This is a genomic window from Pseudomonas sp. A39 (assembly GCF_058145955.1).
The window spans coordinates 281,374-304,052 of sequence record NZ_JBYVMD010000001.1 but is presented as its reverse complement, the minus strand read 5'-3'; the positions used below and the strand labels follow the sequence as shown (position 1 = coordinate 304,052).

Genomic DNA, 22,679 nt, shown 5'->3' with positions numbered 1-22,679 from the left:
AAAACCCCTACAAGCATCCGCGCATTGTCCGATTGTGACCGCTGGTGGAGCCTGACTCAGGCTTTGGCAGCCATCGCGGTGACTTCCACGCGCATACCCTCTACCGCCAACGCGGCCACGCCAACTGCCGCACGCACCGGCCAGGGCTTGGCGAAGAAGCGTTTGTAGACCTCGTTGAAAGCGGCGCGGTCGGCCATGTCCGTCAGATAAATGGTCAGGTGCATCACCCGGTCCATGCCGCTGCCGGCCTTTTCCAGGGCGACTTTCAGGGCTTGAAGGGTGCATTCGCTCTGCTGGGTGATGTCGCCCAGTTCCAGGCTGCCGTCGGCGCGGGTCGGGATCTGGGTGGACACCAGGATGCCGTTGAAGCCGATCACGTCGGAAGAAATCGAATCGGCATCCGGGTCCGGGGTGTAGTGCAGGTCGTGGTTGGCCATGGGCGCCTCTCGTTGGCAGGTTCAGAAAGGCGCCATGGTCCCCGAAAATGACGGAGGGGGCAAACTACGCCCAGCGGCGGAACAGTACGCTCGCATTCACACCGCCAAAGCCGAAGCCATTGGACAGCGCGTACTCAATCGGCATTGGCCGGGCTTGACCACGCAGCAGGTCCAGACCGTCAGCAAGGGCGTCGGGGTTTTCCAGGTTGAGCGTCACCGGAGCCACCTGGTCGCGCAGGGCGAGTACGGTGAAGATGGCTTCGATCCCGCCCGCCGCTCCGAGCAGGTGGCCGGTGGCGGATTTGGTCGAACTGATCGCCAGGCTGCCGCCCGTACCGAAGACCGTTCTGATTGCGGCCAACTCACCTTTGTCACCCACCGGGGTCGAGGTGGCGTGGGCGTTCAAGTACTGCACCTGATCCGCATTGATACCGGCCTGACGCAAGGCCTGCACCATCGCGCGTTGCGCACCGTCGCCGTCTTCCGGGCCCGCGGTCATGTGATAGGCATCGGCGCTGGTGCCGTATCCGACCAACTCTGCAATCGGTTGCGCGCCCCGCGCCAGGGCGTGCTCCAGCGCTTCGATGACGAGAATACCGGCGCCTTCACCCATGACGAAACCGTCGCGTGCCTGGTCGAAAGGGCGGGAGGCGCGTTCGGGCGTGTCATTGAAGTCGCTGGACAATGCCCGCGCCGCCGCAAAACCGGCGAGGCTGACCCGATGGATCGCCGCTTCGGCACCGCCACACACCGCCACATCGACTTCACCGGCGCGAATCATGCGCGCGGCGTCGCCGATGGCCTGTACACCGGCAGCACAGGCGGTGACCGGTGCACCCAACGGGCCTTTCAACCCGTAGTTGATCGACACATGCCCGGCGGCCATGTTGCTCAGGAAGGAGGGGATGGTAAACGGTGACAAACGCCGTGGGCCTTTGCTGTCGGTGGTACGCACCGCATCGGCGATCGCTGGGAAACCGCCCACGCCTGAGGCAATGATGGTGGCCGTGCGCGCCTGCTGTTCGGGCGTCTCAGGCGTCCAGCCTGCTTGCTTCAAGGCTTCATCCGCCGCCGCCAGGGCGAACAGGATAAAGCGGTCCATTTTGCGCTGTTCCTTGGCCGCCAGCAGCCGATCGGGGTCAAACCCGGCTTCGGGGTCCTGCTGCACGCTCTGGACCTGGCCACCGATGGTCACGGCCAGGTCTCCGATCAACGCCTGGGGCAAGCGACGAATGCCCGACTGCCCGGCCAACAGGCGTCGCCAGGTTGTCTCCACGTCAGCGCCCAATGGGGTCAGAGCGCCCATGCCTGTCACAACGATGCGTTTACTCATGATCAATCGACTCCGGTTGCGTTGAGGGTACAGACTTTATGGACGTCACTATCATCATGAAAGTAACATGGCATCACACACCTTTGCACCGACCGATAGGAACTTCCATGCAACGCAAATCCCTGACTCGCGACGAATGCCCCATCGCCCGTAGCCTTGAGCGGGTAGGGGAGTGGTGGAGCATCTTGATCATGCGCGACGCGCTGCAGGGCTTACGCCGTTTCGATGAGTTCTCACGCAGCCTGGGCATCGCGCCCAATATGTTGACGCGCCGCCTTAATGCGCTGGTGGAGGCCGGCATGCTGGAGCGTCGGCCTTACAGCGAGCGGCCGCCGCGCGACGAGTATGTGCCGACGGCCAAGGGTGAGGACTTTCGTATGGTGCTGATGTCGCTGGTGGCCTGGGGTAATCGGCACTACGCCGAGGAGGGCACCAGTGTCGAGTTGGTGGAGCGGGGCACCGGGCGTCCGCTGCAGCCGATATTGGCGAGCGAGCAGGGGCAGATCGTGTCGTTGGAGAACTGCGTTTTGCAGGCCGGCCCGGCCGCCAGCGACGGCATGCGCGAGCGTTTGGCGTCGCTCGCCGCAAAGCCTTGAATAACGCGGTTTCCAGCAATAATTTGGCGCCAGAAAATAAACATTTTTGCCGCATAAAGTCGTGTATTTCTCAGCCGATAGCCCATGAAGAAACCAGTTTTTCCGCACGGCTGAGGGCACGTCATGTTCAACACAACACTCAAGACAGAACTGGCGGCCAGGACGGCCGAAGCCACTGAATACAAAGGACTGATTGCTGCACTGGAACGCTCCATGGCCGTGATCGAATTCGACCTCAACGGCAAGGTGCTGCGGGCCAACGACAACTTCCTCAAGACCCTCGGTTATCGCGCCGATCAATTGGCCGGCAAGTCCCACCGTGACTTCTGCCTGCCAGAGCTGACCAGCAGCCCGGCCTACAGCCAGTTCTGGACTGACCTGAAGGCTGGCAGGTTTGTATCAGGCACCTTCAAACGGGTGGACGCCAACGGCAAGACCGTCTGGCTGGAGGCCAGTTACAACCCGGTGCTGGATGAGCGTGGCCAGGTACTGAAAGTGGTCAAGTACGCCTTGGACGTCACCGCCAAAGTCGAGCAAGAGGCGGCGACCCGCAGCAAACTGGCCGCGCTGGACCGAGCAATGGCAGTGATCGAATTTGATTTGAGCGGCCAGGTGCTGGACGCCAATGCAAACTTCTTGAACGTCATGGGTTATGGGTTGGCAGAAATAAAAGGCAAGCACCATCGCCTGTTTTGCGAACCGGCGCTGATCAACAGCAGCGAATACACAGACTTCTGGCGCCGCTTGAACAACGGCGAGTTCTTCACCGGGCAATTCAAGCGCCTGGGCAAGCATGGCCGGGTGGTGTGGCTGGAGGCGAGCTATAACCCGGTCTACGACGGCGACGGCAAGCTGGTCAAGATCGTCAAGTTTGCCAGCGACATCACCGAACGCGTGGAAAAGTTCGAGGAAGACTCTCGTGGTGCTTCCCGGGCCTACCATATCTCGTCCGAGACCGAGCGGTTTGCCGAACATGGCACCCAGGTGATCCAGGAGACCGCCACTGAAATGCGCCGCATCGCCGACAACATCGGCGCGTCTGCACGGCTGGTGGGACAATTGGGCGACCGATCCGAGCAGATCACCGCCATCGTCAACACCATTCGCGGCATCGCCGACCAGACCAACCTGTTGGCACTCAACGCAGCCATCGAGGCCGCGCGAGCAGGTGACCAGGGGCGCGGCTTTGCGGTGGTGGCCGATGAAGTGCGGCAACTGGCCGGGCGGACCAGCCGCTCAACGGCAGAAATTGCCGAGATGATCGGGATGATTCTCTCGGAAACCCGCGATGCGGTGAGCAGCATGAGCTCGACCCAGGAAGGCGCACAACGCGGCGTCAACCTGGCCGACCAGGCGGGCTCGGTGATCCTGCAGATTCGCACCAGCACCCGTGATGCGGTGGAGGCGGTCAGCATGTTTGCATCGAAGCTGGATGAGTCAGACGTGATTCCCAAAACCGCAGTCGGCTGGGTGGGCTGATGTAGCGAGGGAGCTAGCTATAAGGGCGCAGCTGTCTTGCTATGAGGTGGCTTTCTGTGGCGAGGGAGCTTGCTCCCGCTGGGGCGCGAAGCGGCCCCGTTCTAAAGGGACTGCTGCGCAGTCCAACGGGAGCAAGCTCCCTCGCCACACGGATAGTCGACGGTCAGCCGCAGCTCATTCAAATCGCCGAGGAGGGCAGTGATGGCTTCAACGTCATGTTCCCGAGCTTGCCGGGTGGGCTGGATGACGTTTTCGATGAAGGCGTTATCGGAAAAGGAGGGGCATTGCACCCCTCGTTCCGGTTTAAATCTTACTCTTTGACGTCCATGAACTCTTCAGCCCAAGCCACGTAGTTTTCCGGCAAGGTGTACGTGTGGGTCAGCTCGGTAGCGCTCAGGTTATCGGTGCTATGGGTCAACTGGCGCTGAGCACGCAGGCTGTCGTAGGTCGCCTTGATCGCGGCAAAGTAGGCGCCGTGACCAGCAACCACTACACGCACACCGAGGCTGGCCAGACGTTTGGCGTCATTCAGTTTAGGGTTGCCATACGTCACCAGCATCAGCGGCACCGTCAGGTTCTCCGCGATCTGCTCGAGGTGCTCAAAATCAGCCACACCCACCATACAAATCCCATCGGCACCGGCTTTCTGATAAGCCAGGGTACGCTCGATAACCGCTTCAGTCGGCAACACGCCAGCATTGGTGCGGGCAATGATCGACAGTTCTGGATCAACACGCGCTTCCAGCGCGGCGCGGACCTTGCCGATGCCTTCTTCAATGGAGATCAGGTCAGTGGATTTACGCCCGAACTGCGCAGGCAGCAGCGTGTCCTCAATGGTCAAGGCGGCCACACCGGCACGCTCAAGCTCCTCAACGGTGCGCATCACGTTAAGGGCATTGCCGTAGCCGTGGTCGGCATCGGCAATGAACGGCAGTTGGGCAACGCGACCTATACGGGTGGCTTGTTCGACGAACTCACTCAGCGTGATCAGCGCGAAATCGGGTGCGGCCAATACCTGCAACGAGGCAACGGAGCCACCGAGGATGCCGACTTCGAAACCCAGGTCAGCGGCGATACGCGCCGACATCGGGTCAAAGACGGAAGCGGTTTCAACGCAGGTTGGGGTGGCAAGCAATTCACGGAATGTGCGGCGCAGGGCTGAGTGAGAAATCTTTGGCATGGGCTTTCCTGGTTCTGGTCATCGTCTTGTGACGATCAATGTCTATTCGTGGTGGTGCGAGATTAACATGCGGGCGAATAGGAGATGATGACGTTTCAGCATTAGGCGGGGGCGGAGGTACGGAGTGTGGGTTTACGGTTGGAGGGCGGACAGGATTGGCGGGCAGGGCCCGCCAGTTGATCGGCGCCCGGGTTGGGCGCCTTTCTCTCATTCATGCCTGCTCTTGATACCCTTTGCGAAGTTTCTCCGCGATCAGCTTTTCTGCTTCACGCAAAGCACGTTCAGGGCTGTCGAGGGACTTGATCAGGGTCTGACCCTTGGTGCCGATACGGCCAAAATTCACCGTCACCTCGGCCTCCGCCACGCCAATACGCCAGAACTTGTTGGCGTTGCCGTCTCCAAAGGTGAATTCGCGCATCAAGGGTAGCGCTTCAGGGGTGATTGGCGGTTCGACCTCGATCTCGACAGTTTCCTCTGCCTGTTCCGGTTCTGGCAGCGCAGAGGCTTCCTCACCCCGTAGGAGCGTTTCGATGCGATTGAGCACGTCTTCCGGATCGCGCAGCCAGTCATGGCTGGGCACGTCGATAATCTTCCAACCGAAACTGCGCAGTACCGTCGGGCGGAAGATGTAACGCTCACGCACGTCAGCGGCAGCCGCGGTGTCGCCGTCCAGCAGCACGCCGAGGCTGAAGTGTTCGCCGCTGGCGTCACTGATCGCCAAGTCACAGCGGAACTGTGAACGCCCGACATATTCCTGGACCGAATGCCCGCGTTTGCGCAACGCGGCGGCGAGGGCACTGCGCAGGTGGTCCTTGGGCAGGCTGACGGCAAAGGACTGCTTGGCGCCCGGATTGAGGTTGGCGAGGATACCTTGGGAGCGCGGCGCATCCCCAGTGGCACTGGCCTGGGCAAACTGCAGGAACGCACGCAGTGCAGCGGCGCCGTCGTTGTGGGTGTTGGTGATGGCCTCGGATTCGATGCTGGAGACGATAGCCATGCGCTTGCGGGCGCGACTGAAGATCACGTTAAGGCGTTTTTCCCCACCTCGCTGGTTGATCGGGCCGAAATTCATCAGCATCTTGCCGTTTGGTCCTGGCGCGTAGCAGATGCTCAGAATAATCACATCACGCTCGTCCCCCTGGACGTTCTCCAGGTTCTTGACGAACAGGCCATTGAATTGCCCGGCATCTTCACGCACGTACTCGCGCTCAAGACGTGTGGCAAAGGCCGAGTCGCTGCTGGCCAAGTCTTCCAGGGCCTGCTCAATGGCACCTTGCTGCGCCTCGGAAAACGCCACGATGCCCAGGCTCAGGCCGGTCTCGCGTTGCAGCAGCTCACGCACCAGATTGGCGATATAGCGTGCTTCGGCCAGATTGCTGCGGCTGAGGTAGACACCGTCGCTCATCTTCAAGAAGCTGATCGGGCTTTCCAGCAGCGTGTCGGCGCCCTTGACCACCGCCTGGGCGTCCGTGGAGTCAAGGGCCGCGTGAGCCGGGGCAGGGCGCTCGATACGACGGTCAGGAATGGTGATCAGCCGCCCTTCGTAGAACGCTGCATTGGAGAAACTGATCAAGGCTTCGTGGCGACTGCGGTAGTGCCAAGCCAGGAGGGTCGCCGGCAAGTTACGTGCGGCTTGGCTCAGCAGGCTGTCGGCATCAAGGTTGATTGCGATCTGTTCTCCATCCTCCATGGCAATCAGTTCGTTATCGTCCTGGTCGCCGGCGCTGGAGAAGAAGTTGGTCGGTGGCAACTGCATCTCGTCACCCACCACAATCACCTGCTGCGCACGGCTCAGGGCCGGCACGGCTTCTTCGCTGGGGATCTGGCTGGCTTCGTCGAAAATCACCACGTCAAACAGGTCCGGCGTCAATGGCAGGGTGTCGGACACCGACAGCGGGCTCATCAACCAGATGGGCTTGAGGTCGTTGATCACCCGGCCACTGTCGCCACTCGCCATTTCACGAATAGAGCGATAGCGCATGGTCTTGCCCAACTCATGCTCCAGTTCACGACGGCCCTTGGCGTAGGCTTTCTTGAACTCACGGGCTTGGGCGTCCAGTTGAGTCACCGACATCGCCGATTGCTTCACATGCTCCAGAAAACGCTGGTGCAACGTAGCGCTGAGCACGTGAGCATTACTTTTGAGCAGGCTGCTTTCAGCCTGGCTGACCTGACGCGCAGCCAAACTCAAGGCCGGGCCATCGAAGCGCGCCAGCTGCGGGTTGGCGCGGTACAGGCGAGTCAGGTTTTCCTGGGCAATCAAACCGTCCAGTGCGCGGTGCCCCAAGGCGTACTGTTGCACGACCGCCAAGCAGACAGGATCGGCCTGGTGCAACTCATTGAGCAGGGGCAGGGTGTCGGGCAGTTCGTCGAGTTCTTCGCGCAGATCGCGCAGGTATTCCGCCAACTCGCTCAAGCTCGGCGCCGGGTCGAACACACAATGTTGCGCGACCAGTTCGGCCAAGCGGGCCACCGGCTGGCGCAGGTTGGCTGCCTGGCGCACACCAGGCAGGGAATCCGGGTTACCCCGCAGGCCTTCGACCCACTGACGCAACAGCGGTGATGTGCTCAGTTGCTGGAGCAGGGCTTGCAGGTTGCTCACGAACAGGTCGATATCCGGGATGCCATAGCGACCTTGCAGGCGTTGCTGCTCGACGTGCAGCTCGGCAGTGGCGCGGTGCTCGCCGGCCAGGCCGTCGAGCACACTGCGGAAACTGGGGCGAATCGCGTGTTGACTGAAGTCGTAGCGTCGTTGCACTTCACTGCGCAGCCGCCACCAGGCGGGTTGCAGCCAACGCAGCAGCGAGCCTTCTAACCGCTGTGCTAGGTCGAGGGCAGCCTGGGTATCCTGGGGCGCGAGTTTTTCACGCCAGTAGTGGGTCGATTCACGGGCGTTGTGTTGCTGTACGGTCAATGCCTGCAACGCCAGCTGTTCGGCGTGCAACGCTTGGGAGCCCGGCGAGCCTGGCTCCAGCAGGTCGAGGTGCGTTGCCAGGTTGGCGCTGGTCAGTTGTTCCGCGGCCTGGGTCAGTAAGCACGCATCCGCCAGGCGGGTGTCCCCAGACAGCAGGCCCGACGATGACTCCAGGAACGGCTCGACACTGTCCATCAGCCCACTGGCTTCATCAAGGAACGCCTTGAGTTGACCATATGCATGTTCGTGGGTAATCAGGCTTGAGGCCAAGTGGCTGAAAGGATGCCGTGCAAAACTGTCGAGGCCGAAACGTTCTTTGATCGTTTGATACACACGGCCGGTCAGCTCGCTTTGGGCCTGCCAATGACGCCATTCGGGCAAGCGCTCCAAGGCTTCGGGTGGCAGCTTTGCAGCAACGGGCGGCAGTTCAATCAGATGACGTACCAACTCGCGTACCGAGCATGCCAAGGACTCCGGCACCCCAGCCATTGCCTGTTCAAAACACTCTATCAAGCCCAGTTGTTGGCTCAGGCCAGCCAGCAGGGTGTCGCGCCGGGCTTGCAACTGCGGCGACTGCGCATCGCCGGCGATCCAACGCTCATAGCACTCGCGCAGGTTGCCCACGAAGGCCTTCTTGTCGGTCTGAGAGTCGTGGATCAGGCAGCACAAGTCGCCCAGTTCACTTTGTTGCAGGCGATGGAACACCACGTCCAGCGCCGCACGTTTTTCACAGACGAACAGCACCCGCAGGCCGCGACCTGCGTAGTCGGCGATCAGGTTGGTGATGGTCTGGGACTTGCCGGTGCCCGGCGGCCCCTGAATGATGAAGTTACGCCCGGTACGGGCCAGGCTGACGGCGGCATTCTGCGTAGCGTCACCGGCGACCACGTTCCACTGTTCGGTCAACGGGATGGGGTCAGGGGACTGGACCTCGACGTCCCGAGGTTCGATGGAAAACATCCGGTCAAACGCTTCGTTCTGCGCTGGTTCGTCGATCAACTGCGCATAGTCCCGCACCAGCGACATCTTGCGATAGTTGAAGTTGGCCAGGGTCACCTGCGTCAGGTCGATGTCCCAGGCGTAGCGATGCCCCTGGTTCTCGGGCAGGGCGAAGGTACTGTTTTCGGCGCTGCTGGCGACCATCTGAGGGTGTTGATTGCGCAGCACGGGTTTGGCGCCTACGGCCAGGCGCAGCGGCAACTCACTGGGCAGTACCTTCTGCTGGAACAGTTGCAGGCCCAGCGGACGGAAATCTTCGCGGTCGTAGCTGAAATCCGGCTTGACCAAAGGCATCGCTGAACGCTGGCGAGCACGACGGCGCTGGAAGTGGTGCAGATGCTGCACGGCCTTCTGGTGGATCAGCTCGATTTGCGGTTTGCTTTGCAGGCGTAACTCGACGCCGGGCTCGGTCAGTTTGATCTGGCGCGCAATATCAGCATGGATGTCTTCCAGAGACGTCTTTTGCAGGTCGACGGTTTCCGGCAACTGGATATCGTAGAGCTGACGCAACTGATGACGCAGTACCGGGTTGAATTGCGCCTCGGTTTCGTCGCATTGCAACACGAACTGGTCACGCACACCTTTTTTGCGACTCAACTCCACTGGAAGCCAGAGCAGCGGGGTAACAATACGTTCTTCCGGCGTGTCCTTGAGGTTGTGCCAGCGCATGAAGGCCACCACCAGGCGCAAGTTGCTGAAGCCGAACTCGGCACGATCACGTCGAGTTTCTTGGATGATGCGCTCCAGCGACGCCTGCAACCAGGTCTGGTCTTCAAACCGCAGCCATTGCTGCAGTCCAACAGGCTTGCCGCTCAGCACTTGTTCGGAGAACCCGCCGAAGGTGGGTTGCCAGGTGCACAGCGCTTCGGGCCGGATACTTTCAATGCGCATCACCAACGGAACGCTGGCCACGGTCAAGTTGACGTTGGCCTGGGTTGGCCGGAAGTACAGCAGGCGATTGCGGCGCGAAAGGTCAAACAACCGGTTGCGCAGATGTTCCAGCACCACCGTGCGCCGCGACGCCGGGCCTTCGGCCTGGGCCAACACACGCTCTACATCCAGGCTGGCTGGCTGTTCGCGCCAAGACTCCAGGCGCCGCGCCAGCGAGCCCACATCCGTGGCGCGCTCATGGCGGTTCAGCTCAGTCATCTCAACGATCAGATTGGCCAACACCGGGTTGAGCCGGCCATTAAGCTGGAACAGGTTGCGGCGGTGCCGGGCAAACGTCTTGAGGTCATTGATATCGGCGAAATCCAATCCGCATGCCAGGCACGCCAGCAATTGACCGAGCTGGAATATGTCGGTGATCTCATCGTGGTGCCCGAGGCGATGCTCCCAACTGTGCAGGTCCGGGAGGAATACCGGGTGGTCGATGGCTTGATGCAGGTCCTCCTGGAGTTGCAGGTCGGTAATGGCCACGCCGCTTTCCGAGTCCCGGGTCAGGCGGACTTTGCCGACGACATTCAGCGCCGATTCCGGATTGGGCTGCACCTGCTTGATCGCTTCCAGCGCCAGCCGCGGCGGGACACCTTCAGGATTACGCAGTTGCAACGTGCGTTCCGGCCCTTGCAGCACATCGAGGTAGCTGAGCTGGGCGACACGTCCCAGTTCATGCAGTTGTGCCACCTGACGCAGCAGTGGCAGCGCCAGGAACAACACATCGTCGATGGGTACGGCGGCGCCATCGTGGCTCTGCAGCAATTGAGTGAACGTGACGAGTTGGCTTACTGGGTCCATGTGTCGACCTCCGCTTTGAGCGCGCGAACGATCGGGTCGAGCTCACGTTTGGGTAGTTTGATATCGCGCTTGAGCACGCTGATAAAGTCATCGGCGCTGCCGAGTTTCTTGGCGGTGCGCGCGGCGTGCAGCAGGGCTTCATCCCGCAAGTCGCGGTCCACCAGACTCAGGTCGAGCATGATGAAGTGCAGGTATTCATGGATGCTGGTGTCGATACGCTCGGCATTCAACGTCGTTAGGTCGAGTGGCGTTTCGTTGTCCTTCCAATCGGGAAAGAAACCGCGCACCTGATTGAGCACAACCTCTGATTGCAACACGGGGGAGCCGGTGAAATGGGCAATAAAGCTGCGGGTGAGGGCGGTCAACTCGACCTGGTCGATCACGTCCAGACGATTGAGCGACAACGGCCCGCGCAACCGCCGATCCAGCCAGCTATCCGTATCCGGGAGTTGCCGCCACCAGCTGTCCACCGCCTGGGAGCGCAAAAACGTCTCCGGATGGGAAATGCCCTGGGACAGCTGCGCGTCCTTGCCATCCAGCTCTCGGGCCTGCTTCAAGTAGCTGGCGGCATCCACGCTGACAATCCCGGTGTGAATCTTGACCAGCGAGGTAATCGACGCTTCTGGCCCATTAGCCACGAGTGCCGCTCCGCGGTCGGCATAGATTTCGGTGTGCAAGCTATATAGACGTGCCGTCTGTTCCAGGCTGGACGGCGTATTCACATCGGCCATGGCGTGATTGAGAATTCGCTCTGCGGTGAGAAAGTCGCCACCGTGCTCCGACCATAACCGGTAATGAGCCAGCTCATGTCCCAGCAGCGCCAGCAACTCCTGGGCGTCCAGCCGCTCAAGAATCGGGCCGTAGAACACCACATGCACTTCACCGGCCAGGTAATACAGGCTCGCATTCATCGCGCCGTCGCCAGCCTGGTAAAGGGTGGCGGGTGCCTTGATCTGCAAACACTGTAATGCCGTTTCACAGGCCTGATAGGCCTGCGGATGGGTCTCGGGACTTAAGCGATAGGTGTCACGCAGCAATTGCGCACGTACATCCTGGGCATGTTCCTGCTGAACGCCCAAGGACGAGGCCCAATCCCACACGACAGGTTCATGGGCTTTCAGGTAGTCGACCACGCGCTGGTGGTAAGGCAATGGCGTCAGGCTGCTGATATCCAGCGCGGGGGTACTCATCGTTCAAACGTCCTTGAGAGGATACGGCTCCATGCACCGCGTGGGCAGCAGAGACTGGGCTGGCATCCTAGTATCAGTGATCGGCAATAAACGCGGAGCATACCTAGGGGGTGGGGAAAATACTTGTGAAAGTACATGTTTCCGCTCAGTGAAAAAACCGAGCAGCGTCGCGAAGCGGCGGGGGGAGGGGCTGAGCACGTGTAGCAGGGATACCCAAAAGTGATGGCTCTAGGCTATTATTCGATTTTCGGATGATCAGGCAGGGAATCGCATGAACGCGGCAGCACAGTTTCGCAAGGAAGATATATTAGCGCAGTTCCCTGATATTGATGCCAGATACACGCTTGAAGGCGACAAGGCAATCGGCGAAGTTAGCGGCTTTGGTGCCGTTTGGCGTGCGCACGATAACTGGATTGGTTCGACGGTCGCCATTAAATTCAGTGAACATAATCTCTCGGATGAAGTTCGACTCTGCCGTGAAATTGATGGGGAGACGGCTCGGGTATTTGATTTCTATAAGGGTGTAAATGGCTGGGAGGCTTACACCATGGAACACCTTGAGGCGCCTTGGTCAACGCTCTCAAGTCTAATTAGTAAGCGTCGATATAAAAAATCAGACATACAGTTCTATTTTGAGTGTTTCGAAGTGCTCCGCGCGATTCTCCATGGCCTGAGTTCCATGCATGGCAAACCCTACCAACGGGGCAATCGTGTTATTCATGCGGATATCAAGCCGGCCAATCTCTTTCTTTTTAATAAGAAAAAACAGCGACCTCACTCTGTTTTTACGATGCCGGCCTATGTCGACATGATAAAACTTATAGATCTGGGAGTGAGCACTTATAAAGGCGGCGAGCCGCGTGGGTATACACCTGCTTATCGCCCCCCTCAAATGCAGTCGGTTGGGCCAGGTTTTGATCTTTATGCAGTGGCAATCACATTTGCGGAACTGCTGACGAAACAGTTGCCAGCACATGAAGACTTGCTGAATCCCGCTGCCATTCGCAAAGTAATCGCCATTCGGTCGTCCGGCTCGTTCTGCATTGATGAACTGGCTGTAGAGATGATAAAGCGCTGCAAGAATGCAGCGACTCAATCCACTCATACGGCTAATAAGCTGATCGAATATTTAGACTCAAAACTGTTTGATCGCGAACACCTTAGCCTGATGTGCTTGCGAAAACTCGTAAAGTCTGAAATAGCATCGGGCACCAAGACCGAGCTGGCCGCTGCAATCTATCCCGAGATAGCCAAGTACTGGGGGTGGAAAAACACCTCTCCAAAACGGAGGACACTATCTGAGGAGTTTGTGATCACGATGGTTGATGAAGGGCTCATAAAGAAAAGTCCCGCGGCCAAGCGGTTTGTTGTAGCAACAGGAGCGACATAGGCTCACCGCACGAACCTGCAGCTTGCAAACATAGCCGCCTTTAGGGCGGCCTTTTTAATTGCCGCACGCCAGCATTCACCAGAGGGAGGGTGAATGCTGGCTGCGCCAATCGTGATTTGAGTGGAAAACCCTTAAAACGCAGCAATTCCTACTCCAAACCCTCCTCTTAAAGAAATGAGTGGAATCCATCACGGTTTTTCCATTCAAGAAACAAAATAAATCATGATTTTCCGCTTGTTTATTTAGGCCCAATTCGTGAGTTGCCACTCATTAATTCAAACCACTCTAAGCGTCCTGCAAAAAATCTAGCTAACCCCTGCCTCCACCTCTCCTGTGTCTCCGCATGCGCCACTCAGAGCACTTGGTTGCCAAGATTTCTGTCAATACTCATATATTATCCGTCCCCGTTCTCCAAAAGAAACAAGGGGAAAGTGGCAATATATCTATAAATATTTAGCAGTTAGCTTTTTTTAGCATTTCAAAGTTTTTTGCATCTGAATTTTCGATAGGTCTTGACGTTAAATAACATCATTGAGTTCAAATGACTAACTGGAAGTCCTAATCGGCTGCCAATATAACCATAAAGTTATGGGTGTTTTTTAGGAATAAAAAATATTCGAAAATTCTAGAGCGCCCGGTACTTGGGGCTTCCAGCGATTTAGTGTGCCAAGTGAAGCTTGGGAAAAAATTTAGTTTACATGTATTGACAGTGCCAAGAGGCGCTCTTGACCTTCAAAATGGATTTGGGTTTACTGCTCGCCATCCAATAGTTGGACGGTTACAACCCGCTCTTTAAAAAATCGAAAGTGGTCGATCTAAGGTTTGGCGAATATCTCGTAAAAAAAATAGAAACCATAGATCTGACCACATGTTAGAGGAATGGTAATTGAAAGATCTTCCTGGACATATTTTGGGAACTTATAATCTGAAGCTAGATTCAACCAGTACTATCGCCGAAATAAGACGGCATGAGGAGGCGGTTAGGCGATACGAAATTCTCAAGGACTATTTGACAGGAACAATTAGTGCTGATGTAGCTATGGAGATTCTTTGCATCAAGAAGTCTCGCTTTTACAAGCTACTTAAATACATGACGGGAGCTAAAAGTTACAGGGCACTGGTATCGAATGTGACAGGGAGAAAGCCAGGCCTGACAGTGACAGATCCTGAGACACTGAAGTTAATAGAGGAGATGTTCGAGGAACATTACCCTAGCCACAAGACCATCGCTGCGGTATGGAAACATTGTCAAACCCAAGCCGATAATCGGCGGACGCTTAGGCCGAGTTACCATACCGTCTCGACTTGGATAAAGGCCAAAACAGAGTCGCTTCTTTACGAGATGACTCACACAGGAGACCAAAACAAGCAAAGGTATGGGGCAAAGCCCGGTTATAAAGCTACTAAGAGACCGTTGGAGTGGGTTCAGATCGACCACACTGTTGTCGATCTTATGGTAGTGGATGAGGAAGACAGAAATGTCGTCTTGGGACGTCCTTACATAAGTATAGCGGTTGATTTGCATACACGTGTGATACTTGGTTTTTACGTCTCATTACTTCCGCCAAGCGCTGTATCTGTTGCAATGCTTATGGAAAACTGCGCCTTGCCCAAAGCGGAGTTTCTGAAAAGCCTAGGACTCCCAGAACACTTGCTTCCCTACTACGGATTGGCGGAAGTCATCCACACTGATAATGCAAAGGAGTTCATATCTGACGTATTCGTCCTAAACGCCAAGGACTTTGGCATTGACGTTGAGCATCGAGATATTCCCGAAAAACACCAAGGTGGCCATATTGAAAGTCTGATTGGAAAGTTGATGATCCACACGATCCATCCGCTGCCAGGCACCACAGGCTCCAATGCTCAGCAGGGTAAGCATCTGAAAAGTAACAAGAAGTCTGCAATAGGGCTAACTGGGCTGCGCCGTATGCTGGCCTATGCCCTACACGCCTACCATCAGACGAAACACTCGGAGCTAAATAAGACTCCCGCGCAAGCATGGGAGGGTCACTTTTCTAAAAAACCGAACAGTCGGGTTTTGGAAACGTCCCAGTATGAAGACTTCAAATACCGGTTTTACCCAGAAGTCTCTAATAAGAAAGTCGTGCCGGGAGGTATTGAGATTTTTCGCAGATTTTATTACGGTCGCTTACTTAAGGACAGGGTTCGCGACGAGGTGACAGTTAAGTATGATCCACACGATTTGAGTTTCATTTACGTAAAACTTGGCGAGATTTTCGAGAGGATTCCTTGTGTGCGCAATAGTTTCTGTAGGAGTTCGGACTATGAGACATACCGTTGGCAGCGCCAGCAAAAGGGAGATCGAGATGGCACCATGACGAAGGAAGGAGCGCAGTCTTATGGTGAAATTACCAAGCAAAAAAATAAGGAAGTAAAATTAACTACTCAGGAAAAGCGCAGGAGGAAAACGGTAAAAGGAAAAACTGACTATAAAAAACAAGCAGGTTTACACGGCAAAAAATCAGAAGGTGACAGCACACTGAGCCGTGTTGCGCCGAACACACCCAGCACTACCGGCAAGGCAAATCAAACCGGCAAGTCATCTAAGAAGTCGAATATTTTTGATATTGGCGGTTTCTTCAAAAAGACCGAAGATGTTGACTACAACCAGCCTCCGACTTTTTACGATAGCAACTAATTAAACGCCTATATTGTACTTAACCTGAGCGCATGGGCTTGTCTTTGTTGTCTCTTATTTAGACATCAGCCTGAAGGCATTCATGCGCTCACACTTTTGTGAACTCCCATGACAGATTACTCGCACGTACACCCTGCGTCTCAAATTCACTTCAATGAGTCAGACGATGTTCGTCTTATCACCTGTTCCAACGATTTCTGGGTGCACCATCCTAACGCTCAGAAAATCATACTAAGGATGGAAATGGCAATGAAGATGCGGAACAAGATCAACGCACCCAGTATGCTCGTTACATCTCCTGGAGGAGGAGGCAAAACTGCCTTGATTGGTGAGATGAAGGCCCGGAATGCGACGAACGAAAACAAAATGATCTTCGTGACCATGCACCAAAGCCCTAATGGCTACTCACTAAAGGATCTTATCCTGGGCGAACTTGGTTTGGGGGTAGGGCGAAGGGCGCGGCAAGGCCATAACATTACTCCTGAACTTCAATACATCATCAGGACTGAAAATATTCGCGCTATCGTTATTGATGAAATTCATGATGCACTAACATTAACCGAGCTTCAGCAGCGCATCAATCTTTCGCTTCTGAAGAATTTGTCTGGCTCCACCTACGGCCTCTCAGTGTTTGCGTTCGGGGTTCCAGATGCAGCGCGTGTACTTCGGCAGGATCCTCAGCTTGAACGTCGATATCCCGTGGTGGCCCTCAATGGGTGGGAAAATGGCCCAGAGTTTCGCAACTTTGTGTCCAGCTATATCCACCATTTGCCACTGAAGAAAAAAACCAACTTCCAAGATCAAGTGCTCTTCCTGAAAATCATGAAAAAAGGGCAGGGTATCACCGACAACGTCGTGAAAATTCTGCAGGCATCGGCGATGGCCAGCATCATTGATGGTACCGAACACATCAACCACCTTCACCTTGATAACATCGATGAGATCATGGCGAATTTTAACTATGCACTTCGTGGCGCAGAGATGCCCCCGGAAGAAGATGAGCAGTCTGCATAAGATGAAGCATGATCTGTCACTTTTAAAAAAACGCCAGATCGCCCGCGCAGTACTGGAAGGCCTCCACGGCTTCCAGTATCTCTGGCCTGAACGCAGAGAGGTTATCGAGGCTTTGGACAGAGTAGCCAATTCCGATGAAGCCATTTTTCTGATGTTGCGGGGGGCGGCAGGGGTAGGAATCAGCTCAATACTTGAAGAGTTCGCTTCGAAATACCGTAGCCAGGTTATTTTTGTGACGCCGCGTCTTTATTCAAAACGGCTAAACATGATTGGCCAAGTACTTCACGCTCTTTTTCCATATAGCAATTTCCGGAGCCACACATACGTACCGAACAGCTTGATGCAATTCCGTCGGGCCGCGCGAAAAATTATTATTTTCGACGATTTGGATATCATTTCTAACCAAAACGATACGCATGAGGTTCTCTTTGACCAGCTCCAACAGCTTGCACGGTGTCCAAGTGAATTCAAGATTATTATGTCTACGAGGAACAAGAGGCTGCTCGGTGATTACTGCCGGGTAAGGCGCGTCAAAAGCATGGTTGTTCCAGTGTCTGGAATAATATCGGCAGCCGATGTAAAAGACGTTGTTCAAAGATTTTACGACTGGTGCAATGGGCAATTCGATACTTGCGTTCAATTTCCCTGCATGTCTCAACTCTTCAAACGTGAGCAAGATATGCCTATCGACCGCATTATTTATGCGTGTGAAACCATTTATTGCTCAGAACTTTTGAAGGCGTCCAGCAGTTTCAACGAGAAGATGTCTGATTTTACAAAAAAACCAACCACTTCTGGGTCGCTTTATCATGTGTCAGACCTTCGTCATGCCGTTGAATATGAAGCGTTCGGCTGACATACCTCGAGCACAGAGTTCGCCAAATTACGCTATGCAAATGACAGCGTCGCCAAATATTTACCTTCCAACAAAGGAATAGCACCAGTGAAATCGACAAAGCCCGTAGTGCCGGAACCCCTAGCAGACGAAACGCTATCTTCATGGATGTGGAGAGTGAACTCTCAAATACCTATTATCTCCCATGTGCGATTCAGTTCGCCGGAAGGCGAGATCAAAAATCGCGACTCAATGGAACTCTGGGCTGAACGGTTTGAAGATCGTGATCTATTGAATGAAAATGTTTATGTTGAGTTATTCAAAAAAACATTCAATATCTCTCAGGATTGGTTAAGTAAGCGATTTCCTGAATTCAGTCGACCGACCATACCGGCCCAGTTCAGAAGGGCGTTTTGTTCGCAATGCTTTATGGCGTCCTTCGAACAGGTAGGCACTCCGATCAGTAAGGTTCAGTGGTGCTACCTAACCAAGCCATTCTGTGATTTACATCATATTCCACTGCACGACTCTTCGATTTTTTTTATAAATCATGACGATTACACAATTCAGGCATTTGTGTCCTACTGGGATGACCCTAAGTTTAAGGAAAACTGCGATGCCATCTGTGACGTCTGGAGGATGAGGAATAGTCTGGCGCTAAAAGCACAACAGCGCTTGCACAAACTGACTAGACTCGCGTCCAAATCTGGACAGAGTTTCAATGTTCAGATGTTCATGGTGACATTAATGAGGGCCATGATGAGTCCTGCGCTCCATCACGGCTATCCCAAAATCGCATTTCATCATTGGGGTGGCAGCGACCCGTATGCGGGCCTGGGGGTTCACGGCGATTTCTACCAGGAAATCTATCGAAGCACTTCCTTGGCTCGGCTGTACGCTCTTTATTTTAGCGCTATTATTTTGGGCTGGATTACCAGTGAACAAGCGCGGAAGACTCTTCATGAAGGTTATTTTTCGCCTTGGAGCACTGACGCGATATGGTTAATACTCGACAAGACATCAGGAGTTCTGAGCTTGCTTTTTTCTGAACTTAAGCTTTATGAAACGTCATACCTAAACTTAAGATCGATGGAGATCCCTAAATTGATTCGGATTCGTTACGATGCGTAAGATCAGTACACTCACTTGGGTGCCGGGATGTCTAGTGCATCGCCCTGGTACCTTTTCGTATCATCACTTTGTTGTTGTCTTACATGTGGACTTGATTACCTTGGAGATCCTAACTTACTCTCTCCAATTCAAGGAAGGGTGTGATGATATATCTAAGCCATCCTTGATCAATACATTGAATCCTTACGGTTTCTGGTTGTGGCAAGCAGATCAATGTGATTTGAATAGGCACACGGCGTCGGTTTTGGCGTCACCAAGACTTGCCAGGGGGGATTTCGACAGTTTTGGCCCTCTTCGCGTCATCCGGAAATTTCCATCCGCTAAATTGGGCCTCTTAGCCAATCGCCTCATGAAAAGTTTCTACGATTTAAATGCCAGTCACCTCGGTCATCTCTATAGTCCCATACGGACTTCCAACAATCTTCTACTCCAAAGAATCAACCGCTCGGTTGAATACGCTAATGGATTTTGCACCACCCAGGGCTGATTTATCTGTTGCTCATCGACAATAAAAAGTCTTCGTTCAATATCTACGACGTCAAATCAAATATGAGTTTTCGCGCGCAAACCGCCGGCATCATGAATCAAGGCCGCGACTTAGGCACAGCGGACGGCTCGGACGTTGGAGCATTAAACCTGCTGCGCACTGATTCGTTGCATCGGAATAGCCCCGTAATCCACCTTGCGAAAATGGACGGCTCGCTCAGGAATTTAGTCTGGGAGTGTTGACACTGTGTTCCTGTCCGACGCGTGGCGGTGCCATGCACACATTGAACTCGACCAGTGAGGCGAGGCCGGCGACGGGTTTCTGATTTGCCGATGCTGTTGGCAGGGCCACACCTTTCTCGACTCTCGCGTCTAGTCGCATAATCAGATCTGACTTCAGAAATAGAATGGGGAGCACAGGCTCATGGTTCAGATGAGTGCCTTGGTTTGGGTTCACCGAGCGTTTACAAAAAAGTCGCTCGTAGCAAAAAATTAGGCATATTTATGCGTAGACGCATTTGATCGGTTCCAGTGCAAACTGGATCATTCCCTGTTTTTTTTCCAGTACTCTCGTACAGACGACAATGCTAATCCCAACTGTGCTGCTGCCTGCTGCTGAGTCGCGCCGACCGCCTTAAGATCTAGCACGGCTCTCTCATTCTCAGCATTCAACGGCTTACCCCGACCCCGCTTTATAAGCGAGCCATTCCCATCAAATTGCTCGCTGAGCGCTTCCATTCCTCCACCAGCGTGAAAATCTGATACCTCGACCTCAGCTTCACGCATTACTTCAAGAGGCTGCTTTCCCTCTTGGTGAGCAATGCACAAGCTAAGCATCGCCACCGGACTGATCCCAAGCGACTCCGCCAGATCTGCAAATTGCTCAAGGGTGATGCTCGTCTGAGCATTTTCTAGCGCACTTACCTTTCGCCGGTGGGTGGCATCCGAGACGTCGGCATACTTTGCACGTCGTATTACGCGGAGCGCACGAAGCACTCCTGCAAATGCGGTTCTCAATTCCATGACTTGCCCAAAAGTCAGGATATAGCCACAATTGACCAGTACGAATAAACGTCAATTTAGTGTATTATTAGCCAATTACGACCAGCTTCAGCGCCAGCTATCCCGCGATATTGAGCCGTGGCGCACTGACCCTTGCCCTCAAACCTCAAAGCATCGCCGTCGCGATGGATTCAACGAGAACCCGATGTTTAGAACAGACGATAATGATTTGGCAGGCGTCCCAGGAGTTTTCGGGGAGGGCCTTGCGCACTGGCATGCAGTTTCCAGGATGCTCAGGAAGCACTGGTTCCACCTCACTGTAAAAATGATCGTGAGGGGCAGGGCGCAAGAGTTTGAGCTGATGGTCAATGACGAGCCAAAGCTCCATCAAGTGCTCCAGTCCCAAGACGATGAGGTCTTCGTCAAAGAGATTCAGATTGTCACCCCGGCCAGCATGAATGGTGGCGACGCTTGGCGGATGGAGAAGGTAGAGAGCTTGGCCCTGGGGCAAGATTTAGATGGCGACGCCGTCTGTGTAGTGATGGTTGAGGGTGGCTTGATTTATCACGACTCGTATCGTTCCAGCCTGGATGTGACGACGTTGACCAATATGCGAACCCTTTACGATCGCAGCGTGGGGCAGGGTGTGCACTGACTTGTCAGAGGAGCAGCGTGAATGGCTAGCGCGGATGGTAACGAGCTGTTGAATGATGACCATACTTTTATTGAAGGCGCATCACTGAGTTTGGGCGAGGCTCGTGCACTTGTGTCTGAGCGCTTTCCGAGGAAAGCTTATTGCTTGGTGGAGCAGTGGACTCTTTTCCAGGCAAACGTATCCGCTGATGATCTGGCCAAAATTCACGCCGCTGGGCATCTTCCATTGGTGGTCTTTGCCCATCGAGTAATAGAAGATACCCGTGGTCGCTTTCAGCCTGGTGATTGGGTGCGGTCAAGTATGTGCACATCGTTCGACGGTAGCATCCTGGCCGAAACCAAGAACACCGTGTATGTGTTGGTCGGCCCCGGTCGACGCCAAACGGCGAGTCTGAAAACGATTTTCTCTTTTTTCTGATCGCGTATAGCAGTGGTCAGTCCATGTGTAAGGACACTAAATGCCCGGCTCCATCAATGTAGATTTTCACAGCAAACAGCATTCCGACTTTGATCTCCAGTGCATAGCCGGAGCCGTTTCTCAAGGCTTCGATCAGCCGGTGACTGCATACCTCACTGAAGCCTTCATCAAGTCCCGGACATGTGTTGGAGTCGTATTTGGACATCAAGGGGACGACCCTCACGGAAGGTTCGAAGACGGCCGGGTTATCCAAACCGGTGTTGTGGTGATGGCTCAGAAGGAAGGGGGTTATTGGGTCTTATCAGATGAGGCTGGCAGCAGGTATGTGCTCGTCACATTTCGCCGGGAAGGTGGGAGCGAGAGCCTGCTCAGTTATTTAAAAACGGCAGAACCGCAACCATAGCTACCTTGCTGAGTTCGACATGAGCGATATTCCTCCAAACGAAAAGGCTCTACCCGAAATCAAGATTGAAGAGTTCAGAGCGCGTTATCCGTAGCTTTTCTCGGTGTTCTTTGCGATACCTTGCAGTCGCATCTAACGCGGCATCCTGACGTCATGCCGGTGACTGTCGCCCAAGGTGCGGGGCTCCTAGCAGGCTTATGGAAGAGCAGTGGGTTAGCACGCTGTGTTCGACCCACGACGGTAGCAGTGCCGAATAAAGCCTTAGGATCTCACTGATTCGACTGGGGTGGCGTGCCGCTTTCGCGGACGGCTGTCGTGAACCGAGCCACTCCGCGTCTCGGCCCTGCCGGGCTTCCATCCTCACGTCTTTGGCCATAGGCCTGCGCGCTCCGCTTACGTGGGGGCGCTGCGCGGTGCTAACGATTTTTAGATTTGAAATTGAGGCGAATTTGAATGTCCTTCACCTGGAAGAATAGATGCTTTCAGCCCTTCGGCGTTGAACATCAGGCAGAACAATTTATTCACTCGATCATCACGCTTTGGTAGTAGCCAGGCCACATTGAGCGAAGCGTTACCTTGCATAAGCTCTTCGACAGCATTTTCTTGTTGTTGGAAATTCTGACGATTTTTCGACCCGCAATCATATTACCCACCACTGCCTCAGATGGCAGTACCCATATCCAATTCGTCATCCTTTCCCCCTCATCAAAGCTTCCAAGTCGAATCACAGCCTACCAAACCAAAAGCATCGGAGTGCAGCGGTCTTTCTGCAAAAATCAGTTTTTTGATGTCTCTAACCGCGACTCGATGGATGAACTA

16 protein-coding genes and 1 pseudogene are annotated in these 22,679 nt (G+C 54.8%); 11 read left to right on the top strand and 6 right to left on the bottom strand.

Annotated elements, in window-relative coordinates; genetic code table 11:
• Nucleotides 1-56: 56 nt before the first annotated feature.
• Nucleotides 57-437 (bottom strand): RidA family protein, encoded by a 381-nt coding sequence (locus tag AC3ZU9_RS01455; RefSeq protein ID WP_012724285.1) that lies wholly within the window; start codon nucleotides 435-437, stop codon nucleotides 57-59.
• 64 nt (nucleotides 438-501) lie between these two features.
• Nucleotides 502-1,770 carry a beta-ketoacyl-ACP synthase II gene (gene fabF / locus AC3ZU9_RS01450; RefSeq protein ID WP_490090207.1) on the bottom strand — a complete coding sequence of 423 codons (1,269 nt, stop codon included), beginning with the start codon at nucleotides 1,768-1,770 and terminating at the stop codon, nucleotides 502-504.
• 107 nt (nucleotides 1,771-1,877) lie between these two features.
• Here fabF and AC3ZU9_RS01445 point away from each other — a divergent pair, with 107 nt between their 5' ends.
• The 3 genes and pseudogenes from AC3ZU9_RS01445 (at nucleotide 1,878) to AC3ZU9_RS01435 (ending at nucleotide 3,845) form a co-directional block, all read left to right on the top strand.
• A complete protein-coding gene (locus tag AC3ZU9_RS01445) occupies nucleotides 1,878-2,366 on the top strand; it encodes a winged helix-turn-helix transcriptional regulator (protein ID WP_490090206.1) in 489 nt (162 codons plus the stop codon).
• Nucleotides 2,367-2,489: 123 nt separating this feature from the next.
• Nucleotides 2,490-3,257, top strand: a pseudogene (locus tag AC3ZU9_RS01440) (PAS domain-containing protein); the annotation flags it as partial.
• 3 nt (nucleotides 3,258-3,260) lie between these two features.
• On the top strand, nucleotides 3,261-3,845 hold the full coding sequence (locus AC3ZU9_RS01435) for a methyl-accepting chemotaxis protein (RefSeq protein ID WP_224265899.1): 585 nt from the start codon (nucleotides 3,261-3,263) through the stop codon (nucleotides 3,843-3,845).
• A gap of 310 nt (nucleotides 3,846-4,155) precedes the next feature.
• Here AC3ZU9_RS01435 and AC3ZU9_RS01430 read toward each other — a convergent pair whose 3' ends face one another.
• The 3 genes from AC3ZU9_RS01430 to AC3ZU9_RS01420 all read right to left on the bottom strand — a co-directional run bounded on the left by AC3ZU9_RS01430 (nucleotide 4,156) and on the right by AC3ZU9_RS01420 (nucleotide 11,865).
• Nucleotides 4,156-5,025, bottom strand: coding sequence for an isocitrate lyase/PEP mutase family protein (locus AC3ZU9_RS01430; protein WP_012724281.1), 870 nt, complete (start codon nucleotides 5,023-5,025; stop codon nucleotides 4,156-4,158).
• A 211-nt stretch (nucleotides 5,026-5,236) separates the two neighbouring features.
• On the bottom strand, nucleotides 5,237-10,675 hold the full coding sequence (locus AC3ZU9_RS01425) for a WGR domain-containing protein (RefSeq protein WP_490090205.1): 5,439 nt from the start codon (nucleotides 10,673-10,675) through the stop codon (nucleotides 5,237-5,239).
• Complete coding sequence (locus AC3ZU9_RS01420; protein ID WP_490090204.1) at nucleotides 10,663-11,865, bottom strand: M48 family metalloprotease; 1,203 nt, start codon at nucleotides 11,863-11,865, stop codon at nucleotides 10,663-10,665. The genes AC3ZU9_RS01425 and AC3ZU9_RS01420 overlap by 13 nt, the downstream gene beginning before the upstream one ends.
• 271 nt (nucleotides 11,866-12,136) lie before the next feature.
• Here AC3ZU9_RS01420 and AC3ZU9_RS01415 point away from each other — a divergent pair, with 271 nt between their 5' ends.
• From AC3ZU9_RS01415 to AC3ZU9_RS01395, 5 genes are all read left to right on the top strand, one after another.
• Nucleotides 12,137-13,255 carry a serine/threonine protein kinase gene (locus AC3ZU9_RS01415; RefSeq protein WP_490090203.1) on the top strand — a complete coding sequence of 373 codons (1,119 nt, stop codon included), beginning with the start codon at nucleotides 12,137-12,139 and terminating at the stop codon, nucleotides 13,253-13,255.
• A gap of 886 nt (nucleotides 13,256-14,141) precedes the next feature.
• A complete protein-coding gene (locus tag AC3ZU9_RS01410) occupies nucleotides 14,142-15,917 on the top strand; it encodes a TnsB C-terminal domain-containing protein (RefSeq protein ID WP_210624410.1) in 1,776 nt (591 codons plus the stop codon).
• A gap of 108 nt (nucleotides 15,918-16,025) precedes the next feature.
• A complete protein-coding gene (locus tag AC3ZU9_RS01405) occupies nucleotides 16,026-16,931 on the top strand; it encodes a TniB family NTP-binding protein (protein WP_228732722.1) in 906 nt (301 codons plus the stop codon).
• Nucleotides 16,915-17,787: a hypothetical protein gene (locus AC3ZU9_RS01400; RefSeq protein WP_137211950.1), complete on the top strand. Its 873-nt coding sequence runs from the start codon at nucleotides 16,915-16,917 to the stop codon at nucleotides 17,785-17,787. Before AC3ZU9_RS01405 ends, AC3ZU9_RS01400 begins: the two co-directional genes overlap by 17 nt.
• Before the next feature lie 87 nt (nucleotides 17,788-17,874).
• Nucleotides 17,875-18,897, top strand: a complete 1,023-nt coding sequence (locus AC3ZU9_RS01395; RefSeq protein WP_137211951.1) for a hypothetical protein — start codon at nucleotides 17,875-17,877, stop codon at nucleotides 18,895-18,897.
• A 1,029-nt stretch (nucleotides 18,898-19,926) separates the two neighbouring features.
• Here the strand turns inward: AC3ZU9_RS01395 and AC3ZU9_RS01390 are convergent.
• Complete coding sequence (locus tag AC3ZU9_RS01390) at nucleotides 19,927-20,406, bottom strand: XRE family transcriptional regulator (protein WP_137211952.1); 480 nt, start codon at nucleotides 20,404-20,406, stop codon at nucleotides 19,927-19,929.
• Nucleotides 20,407-20,437: 31 nt separating this feature from the next.
• Between AC3ZU9_RS01390 and AC3ZU9_RS01385 the strand changes: the two genes are divergently transcribed.
• Genes AC3ZU9_RS01385 through AC3ZU9_RS01375 form a run of 3 tightly spaced genes read left to right on the top strand, consistent with a single transcriptional unit; the run spans nucleotide 20,438 to nucleotide 21,860 of the window.
• Nucleotides 20,438-21,040 carry a hypothetical protein gene (locus tag AC3ZU9_RS01385; RefSeq protein WP_490090202.1) on the top strand — a complete coding sequence of 201 codons (603 nt, stop codon included), beginning with the start codon at nucleotides 20,438-20,440 and terminating at the stop codon, nucleotides 21,038-21,040.
• Nucleotides 21,041-21,061: 21 nt separating this feature from the next.
• A complete protein-coding gene (locus AC3ZU9_RS01380; RefSeq protein ID WP_490090201.1) occupies nucleotides 21,062-21,457 on the top strand; it encodes a DUF6957 family protein in 396 nt (131 codons plus the stop codon).
• Nucleotides 21,458-21,497: 40 nt separating this feature from the next.
• A complete protein-coding gene (locus AC3ZU9_RS01375) occupies nucleotides 21,498-21,860 on the top strand; it encodes a hypothetical protein (protein ID WP_490090200.1) in 363 nt (120 codons plus the stop codon).
• The last annotated feature ends 819 nt before the right edge of the window (nucleotides 21,861-22,679 follow it).